Genomic DNA, 6,868 nt, shown 5'->3' on the forward strand with positions numbered 1-6,868 from the left:
CGCAACGATAACTAATCTTTATTTTATTGTTATATAGCCTTAAAATCAGGGTTTTTATGAACCCTTATATAGGTGCGCCCAAAAATCTACTTTATTTTTCACTCTTATTTTCTTTGTAAGGCCTTAGTCCACAACAACCAATGAATTTCTTTAATCGAAGCTCAAAGATCGGCCAATATTGAATATGGTATTTGTTGTTGCGGTCGATTTCGATTTTCAAGCGGTTTTCAATCTCCTCCAAACTGAATGTTCCGCTGGCACAAATAAATCAGGAAAAACTCTCTTTCCATTTTACATCCCCTTCTGTAAGCTGCCTGTTGGCATTCCCAGCTGCCACTATTTTTCATATATCTATGCTCAGATCGATCACAGTTGTTATTAAAATGATAGTTGTAATAAAGGGTCATCAAAACTGGCACTCGATCGTTTTCATCATTTCACAAAAACCGTTTCTTTCATAAAATCTCATGCCATCAGTATTTTGCGGGAAAACCTGCGTTCTGATAAAATCTGCTCCATGTTTTTTCCCATATTCCTTACTTGCATTCATGAGAAGCGTTCCGATCCCTTTATTTCTTTCACTCTCCAGCACGTCCAAGTCCTGTATGTATACGGCGGTCTGTGGTTTCAAACACGCCACCTCTTTTTGTTTCAGAATCATGAGATGAGAAAATCCAAGCACTTTTCCTGCTTCTTCTGCCACAAGAATATCCTGCTTCTCACTCTCAAAGATTCCCTGAAAAAATTCGTCGCTCCGATAACCCACAACAAAATGCTCTGGCTGATATTTTACACCGTCGGTCTCTAATTCCAGGTATAGCTTCCTTAACTGCTCCACATCCTTTTCATTTGCAATTCTGATCTGCATCACTTTCTTCCTCCCATTTTCTGAATCTGATCTATCCTCTTTAAAATCATAACGAGCGCTCTTTTTTCTCCGAAGACAGACGCCGATATGTTTCTATAATTACTTTTGCATTCTTTTCCAGCGAATCGCCCCCATCGAGTTTCAGCACCGGGCATCCTATCTGGTTCAGCCACAACTCATGCTGGCTTTTGTTACAAGCTGACGCATCCCCATCATAATTTGCCGCATCATTTAAGAACTGCTGATGTTCCTCGTACATATCTCCGCCAGGCAGAATACGGTCACCAAACTCTTCTTGTTCTCTCTCATGGATACGGGTTACACGGACTTTTGCATCTGCGGTCAGATAAACTGCCAGCCGAAACATAGGGTCGAAGTACTCATGAAAACTGTTCATGGAACCTGCCATAACAAATTCCTCCGCTTTCTGTACCGCTCCCATAAGATTTCTGATCTTTTCCTCTTTTGAATACATGACAGAATACAGCTTTTCCGTATCATTTCGCCAAATATATTCATCAATATCAAGAAAAGCAATCTCCATTTTGTCGGCAACATACTTGCCCAACGTCGTTTTTCCCGATCCTGCCGGGCCAAGAATAATCATTCCATGCATGGTAATAATCCGCCTTTCAGTTCATCTATTTCTTCCCTTTTCCTTTGAAATCCGGCATACATCCAAACGCTACACCTAGGCATAATCCTAATGCCAGATTGTCGAATAACAGGCCAAATGAAAGTCCAAGACAAAGTCCAATGGCGAGTTTATTATTCTCTTTATTATCATCGGATTTTTTCTTCACAATTTTCCTCCTGTCTGGAACAAAGATCCGTATTTTCTGTTTTTTGTTATTCGACTGTCCGCTCGATCATTTTTTCCATTCCACTTCCCGACTCCTGCTCTGTCAAAAGTTGGAATCCAATTTTCTGATAAAACGGCTCTTTCCCTTGTGCGGATCGTAGATCAATACATGCTTTCCATCCTAGTTTCATGGTACTTTTAATAAAGTTTTCAGAGTAACGATACAGAAATGTTCCGATCATCTTCCCCTGGTAATCTTTGTGGACGACAAACTCCTTCATGAACCAGTGCATACCATAGTCCCCGAGCCAATGAATCATTGCGATTGCCCTGCCTTTATGGCGAATAACAAAGGACTGGGTACTATTTTCTATGGCTGTCTGCATCTGTTCTATGGAAGGAGTATTCCATCAGGCAGAAATGCAAATCTGCGCAAACTGTTCCACACAGATATCCTGACTTATCGTATAGTAATCAAACTCCAATTCCCGCAATATTTGTAACTCCCGTGCCCGTCTTTCTACTAAAGATTGCATTGAGTCTTCATAATCAAACATGCTACCTTTTGCAGCTTTAACATTTGCTTTGTCGATGTAGATAAGAATCGGCTTCAAAGGTTTTATGATTTCTGCTATTTCTGCAATGTATACTTTAGATTCTTCTACGTCCTCATCAAACCGTTTCTTTACTTCGCACAGAGCATTCCAAAAGAAGCTGCAACAAAGGACATAAATTGTATCTTTATCTGCTTTCGTCACAAATAATCTCCATCGCTCAAGAACTTTCTTCCATTCTGCTTCAAAATCTGAAAAGTCATAGTCTGTATTGTCCGATGAATGATTCTGGACACCGTTATCAACGCAAATAACAGACTTTCCTTTTTTCTTCAATTCTTCCGCAATCATGGCTGCAGTCATGCTCTTCTCACTTTCCGAAAGGCCTTCCACAATCATTAAATTTGTCTTCATTATTCTTCCTTCTCTCCTTCTCTTTGAAAGGACAGGTACCTTGTTCCCTGAAAAGAAAGCTTTCCCTTATCCCCTTCCACCAGCATTCCATATTCGGTTCCGCTGACCGAAAACTCCATTCTGTCTCCACTCTCCACTTGAAAAGTGACATAATAGATCGTGTTGGAAGCAACATGAGCGGTATGGTTCACATTTGCATGGTGATGATAAGACACATCAGAGCGTTTTGCGACCACCACAGCCGACACTGTCAGTCTGGGAGAGTTGTTATTTTTATTCCAGGTGCCGAGTCCTTTTACTGCCATGACAACAAATGATCCAATCACCAGAATAAAAACAATAGCAAACATGCCTTCAAACAAACCATATGCTGTATCAAATTCTGTATACATCTTCTTCCCTCTTTCTGTATAAATAAACTTTTCACTGTTACCGTTTTCCCTCCCACTCAAGGAGGAATTCATCCACATACTCATGCATAAACCTGTCTCGGTGCTCTGCAATTTCTTTTGCAGTCGAGGTATTCAAAAGCTCTTTTAAGAGAAAAAGCTTCTCATAAAAATGGTTTATGGTTGTTGAAATATGATTTCTGTATTCGTCTCCTGTCATATTCAGAGACGGCTTGCTATCAGGATCATAAATGACTCTATTGTGATTTCCGCCATAGGAAAAGGCACGTGCGATACCGATTGCTCCGATAGCATCTAGTCTGTCTGCATCCTGTACACACTTTCCTTCCAAACTCTGCGGCGTCACAGGATTGCCCTCAAAAGAAACCTCTTCAATAATGGTACAGACATCAGAAATAATTCTGTCATCTATGCCGCATTGTTTCATAAAAGAAACTGCGTTTCCCTTTTCTTCATAAGTATCCGGAGAAATTTTTCTGTCATCTACATCATGTAGAAGTGCTGCCAGACGGACAACAAAAAGATTCGCCTGCTCTTTCTTGGCAATTTCTTCTGCCAGTTTATAGACCCTGAACGAATGCCAGTAATCATGTCCACTGTAGTCATCAGCAAAATATTCCTTGATATACTGAATCGCTTTCTGAATCACAGCCTCTTCCATAAGCAGGCCTCCTTTTCCAATCATCCTGTATAGGCATCACCGGCATCATTTTTAAAATTTTGTTTTTCAAGCCATTCTTTTTCTTCTTCCGTTTCCGGAATGTCAATTCTTTCGATCTTGAAGATCACCGGTCTTGTGCCATCGTTACAGCAGGCAATCATCATTCTGTCATCATTCGTCCAGTTGCGCATGATAGAGCCTCCCTGTAATGCGGTATACACATATCTGCTGATCGCATCCCATGCTTCGCCACAGAATTTTCCGTTCATCAAATGATAAAAATCATCTCGTTCATTTGTCCTTTTCAAAACAAATGTATCCCCTTTCTTGAAAAAAGGACACGGACCCGATTTTGGATCAGCAAGATATTTCTCCTGATAATCCGTGAATACTTTTGTTTCCAATACTGTAATTTTACATTCATACTGCATACGCATTTCCTCCATAAATCAAATTCTTCTTACTATCTTTTCTTATTGGGTTTCCATTTTATTTGTCTCTTATCTGTGTTCTTCTAGATATTTCATAAATTCTGGCGTTTAATATCAATATTTAATGTCCGAGTTAAAATTCTCTTCACGTTACCTGTTCGGCCCAATGCTCTGCAGTACGGAGCATCTGATGTCCAGTTTTCTCCTGTCCGATTTGAAGCAGTACAAATCCGGTGGAAACCGTCTGTAGATATCCCCACTCCCAGATTGCCTGTTCTGGGACACCCGTCAATTGGTGGAGATAATTACACCGTTCTTTTCCTTTTTCCAGCGGAAACTGATCGTATTCCTCTGTCCATTCCCGCATAAGCACACCAAGATCATAGGCTTTTTCATAAAAAATACCATCCGGATCAATCAGCTTATAGTCATCTCCCGATAAGGTTTCCAGTGTATTCCTGCCATGGGCATCGCCGTGAAGCAGCACATACTCCTCCGGATTCAAGGCTTTCTCCCTTGACTGCAAATATGCAAAGGCCTGGTCCATCACTTTCCGCGAACAAGGACGATTTAATTTTTCCCATGTTTCTCCAAGAAACTCCCGAAACCATGATACCGAATCCTCTCCTTCCGGAAGATCTGCATCTGTAACAGGAATTTCCCATACTTTTTCCAGGGCAGAACAGATCATTTCAAGCTGTCTGTGAACAGAACAGCCCGGTTGCTGAATCGGTTTCCCCAACCGTTCCAGCAGACAGGCTTTTCGTTTCAGGTCATATGCATATAGTCTCGGGAACCCGTTTCCGTCTGCCATTTTCAGCACGTTAATGCCTCTGGAAAATTCCCCGCCGAGATTTTCGGGCATATCTATTTTCAAAACATACTTTTCTCCATGTTCTCCATCAGCATAACCGACAAAAGCGTGTGTGCCGCCGAACAGAGCCTCCCCGACAGAAATATGCCATGTTTCCTCCAGTTCGGAAATCACGGAATCCAGATTGGCAAGCCATGCTTCGCCGACAGCCCCTGCCGATTTGGCGCGGCTTATGACAAGCGGCGGAATCTTTCTCCGGCTTTCTTCCCTCTGTTTTCCACGTAAAGTGCTGCTTAAAATACGATAAAAGGTTTCCCTGTCAACGGTTTTCGCGATTTCTACATTCCCGTCCGGCGAAGGCATAAAAGCAGTGCCTCCCATATTGTTTTTCTGCTCTGTCTCTACCCGCACTGTTCCCCGTTCAAACTGGCAGACTTCCGGATGAAACACACAGACGGCAGCCAGCGGATCGTGCAGCGTCAGCTTTTCCGAATGCTCCAGCCACGCATTGCCAAAAGAAAAGACTGCTTTCATCAAATCACTGTCCGGTCTTAAAAGGATTTCTGCCTGTTCAGCGTCGATCGTAAGACTGTCTGTAACCTCCAACGGAACTGCCCGGTTATCGCTGTTCGTGTTGAAAATACAATCTTTGAAGCCAACGGATCTGCCCAGGAATTCCAGTTATAATAAGGATCCGGCAACGGTTCTTTACCAAAATATCCATTCATGACATATAATCCCTTCAGCAGATCAGCGGCATCGGGATAAGTACAGAACATGGTGGCAATGTTGGTCATATTGCCGATTCCAATTAACACCACTTCGTGCGGATTTTCTTTTATTTTATTTTCTGATACAGAAAAGCAGGGGCATCTCCTTTTTCAAACGTGCTGTGCTTCCAGAATTTCAACGCTTCCGCACCGTCCGGCGTCGGATAGACCGGAACCGGCTGCATTGTACTGTCAAGCCCTGCCACGATCGGGATCTCTTTCCCAACAGTCCTGCATACTGCGTCAGCAACCGCTGCCCGTTTTTCCGGCTCACCGCAGACGGTTGTAATCCCAATCAGGTCGCACTGCGGTTCTTTTAATAAGTAAGCAAGGCAGATTGCATCATCAATATCTCCGCCAATATCTGTATCCAGCAAAATTTTTTCCATCTTTTATAATCTCCTCCTGTATTTTAATGATTGATACAAGAGTTTATTGAAATTCCCATGAGATTCCTCCTTAGAAATCATTGTTTTCTCAGCAGAGTTTCTTCTCTGCTTTCCATTCAAACTTAATGCCCGGCAATTGTTCTGCCAAGCATGTAAACCCCCATCAGCATCTCTCCCACGGCTAATCCCAGGAGAATCCCAGAGAGAAAATCTTTTATATCGGTTCCTCCCAACGTATAGGAACAGGCCTGCAAGGCAATTCCCATTACAATCAGCAGAATCCCATATAAAAGCTTTTGCTGTTTCTCCAATTCCTGTGTCCGCCTCAACAGATCCATAATCTGATCCTCATCATAGGAACGCACACTTTTCTCTTCTGCTTCTTCTCCATCCATCAGCTCCGCAACTGTGATTTCCAGTTCTTCACATAAACTTTTCACAACAGCATAATCCGGCATACATTTTCCGGTTTCCCATTTTGAAATCGTTTTATTCGATACACCAATCTTCTCTGCCAGCTGCTCCTGCGTCAGATTTTTCTCTTTCCTTTTTCGTGCCAGAAATTTTCCTGTAGTAAGCTGATTCATCCGATCTACCTCCATTTACTATCAATCCTAATGGAAGAATATCCTTTTTCTGCCCAAAACTCGACCCCTTATTTGGAGAATTTACGTGGAATTGCGGATAACATTCTATTTACTATTGTACCAAGTCGCTGGCGCGACGGCTAGTGCAAGGTACATAATTCCGCTACT

General features: G+C 42.2%; 12 protein-coding genes. All 12 read right to left on the reverse strand.

All coding sequences use genetic code 11. The annotated features are described in order from the left end of the window. Positions 1-406 precede the first annotated feature (406 nt). Complete coding sequence (locus ACLROL_RS11945; RefSeq protein ID WP_281872417.1) at positions 407-868, reverse strand: GNAT family N-acetyltransferase; 462 nt, start codon at positions 866-868, stop codon at positions 407-409. A 46-nt stretch (positions 869-914) separates the two neighbouring features. Continuing rightward, entirely contained in the window at positions 915-1,484 is a 570-nt protein-coding gene (locus tag ACLROL_RS11950) for an AAA family ATPase (protein WP_413067920.1), read from the reverse strand. Positions 1,485-1,509: 25 nt separating this feature from the next. Then, positions 1,510-1,671 carry a hypothetical protein gene (locus tag ACLROL_RS11955; protein WP_191435171.1) on the reverse strand — a complete coding sequence of 54 codons (162 nt, stop codon included), beginning with the start codon at positions 1,669-1,671 and terminating at the stop codon, positions 1,510-1,512. Positions 1,672-1,717: 46 nt separating this feature from the next. After that, positions 1,718-2,056, reverse strand: a complete 339-nt coding sequence (locus ACLROL_RS11960; RefSeq protein WP_413067921.1) for a GNAT family N-acetyltransferase — start codon at positions 2,054-2,056, stop codon at positions 1,718-1,720. Positions 2,057-2,080: 24 nt separating this feature from the next. Next, the gene (locus tag ACLROL_RS11965) at positions 2,081-2,638 is read right to left on the reverse strand and encodes a hypothetical protein (protein ID WP_413067922.1); all 558 of its coding nucleotides are present in this window, start codon (positions 2,636-2,638) and stop codon (positions 2,081-2,083) included. Further along, the gene (locus ACLROL_RS11970) at positions 2,638-3,030 is read right to left on the reverse strand and encodes a DUF2500 domain-containing protein (RefSeq protein ID WP_413067923.1); all 393 of its coding nucleotides are present in this window, start codon (positions 3,028-3,030) and stop codon (positions 2,638-2,640) included. Before ACLROL_RS11970 ends, ACLROL_RS11965 begins: the two co-directional genes overlap by 1 nt. Before the next feature lie 37 nt (positions 3,031-3,067). Beyond that, complete coding sequence (locus ACLROL_RS11975) at positions 3,068-3,709, reverse strand: HD domain-containing protein (RefSeq protein WP_413067924.1); 642 nt, start codon at positions 3,707-3,709, stop codon at positions 3,068-3,070. Positions 3,710-3,729: 20 nt separating this feature from the next. Continuing rightward, positions 3,730-4,140 (reverse strand): TIGR04076 family protein, encoded by a 411-nt coding sequence (locus ACLROL_RS11980; protein ID WP_221920174.1) that lies wholly within the window; start codon positions 4,138-4,140, stop codon positions 3,730-3,732. Between the two features lie 145 nt (positions 4,141-4,285). Further along, positions 4,286-5,596, reverse strand: coding sequence for an aminoglycoside phosphotransferase family protein (locus ACLROL_RS11985; protein ID WP_413067927.1), 1,311 nt, complete (start codon positions 5,594-5,596; stop codon positions 4,286-4,288). Continuing rightward, the gene (locus ACLROL_RS11990) at positions 5,506-5,751 is read right to left on the reverse strand and encodes a nucleoside hydrolase (RefSeq protein WP_413067925.1); all 246 of its coding nucleotides are present in this window, start codon (positions 5,749-5,751) and stop codon (positions 5,506-5,508) included. Before ACLROL_RS11990 ends, ACLROL_RS11985 begins: the two co-directional genes overlap by 91 nt. 41 nt (positions 5,752-5,792) lie before the next feature. Next, the gene (locus ACLROL_RS11995) at positions 5,793-6,113 is read right to left on the reverse strand and encodes a nucleoside hydrolase (RefSeq protein WP_413067926.1); all 321 of its coding nucleotides are present in this window, start codon (positions 6,111-6,113) and stop codon (positions 5,793-5,795) included. Positions 6,114-6,235: 122 nt separating this feature from the next. Continuing rightward, positions 6,236-6,700, reverse strand: a complete 465-nt coding sequence (locus tag ACLROL_RS12000) for a helix-turn-helix domain-containing protein (RefSeq protein ID WP_087201307.1) — start codon at positions 6,698-6,700, stop codon at positions 6,236-6,238. Positions 6,701-6,868 lie beyond the last annotated feature (168 nt).

The sequence above is a fragment of the Sellimonas sp. genome, assembly GCF_047234585.1.
In the GTDB taxonomy this organism is placed as follows: Bacteria; Bacillota; Clostridia; order Lachnospirales; family Lachnospiraceae; genus Sellimonas; species Sellimonas caecigallum.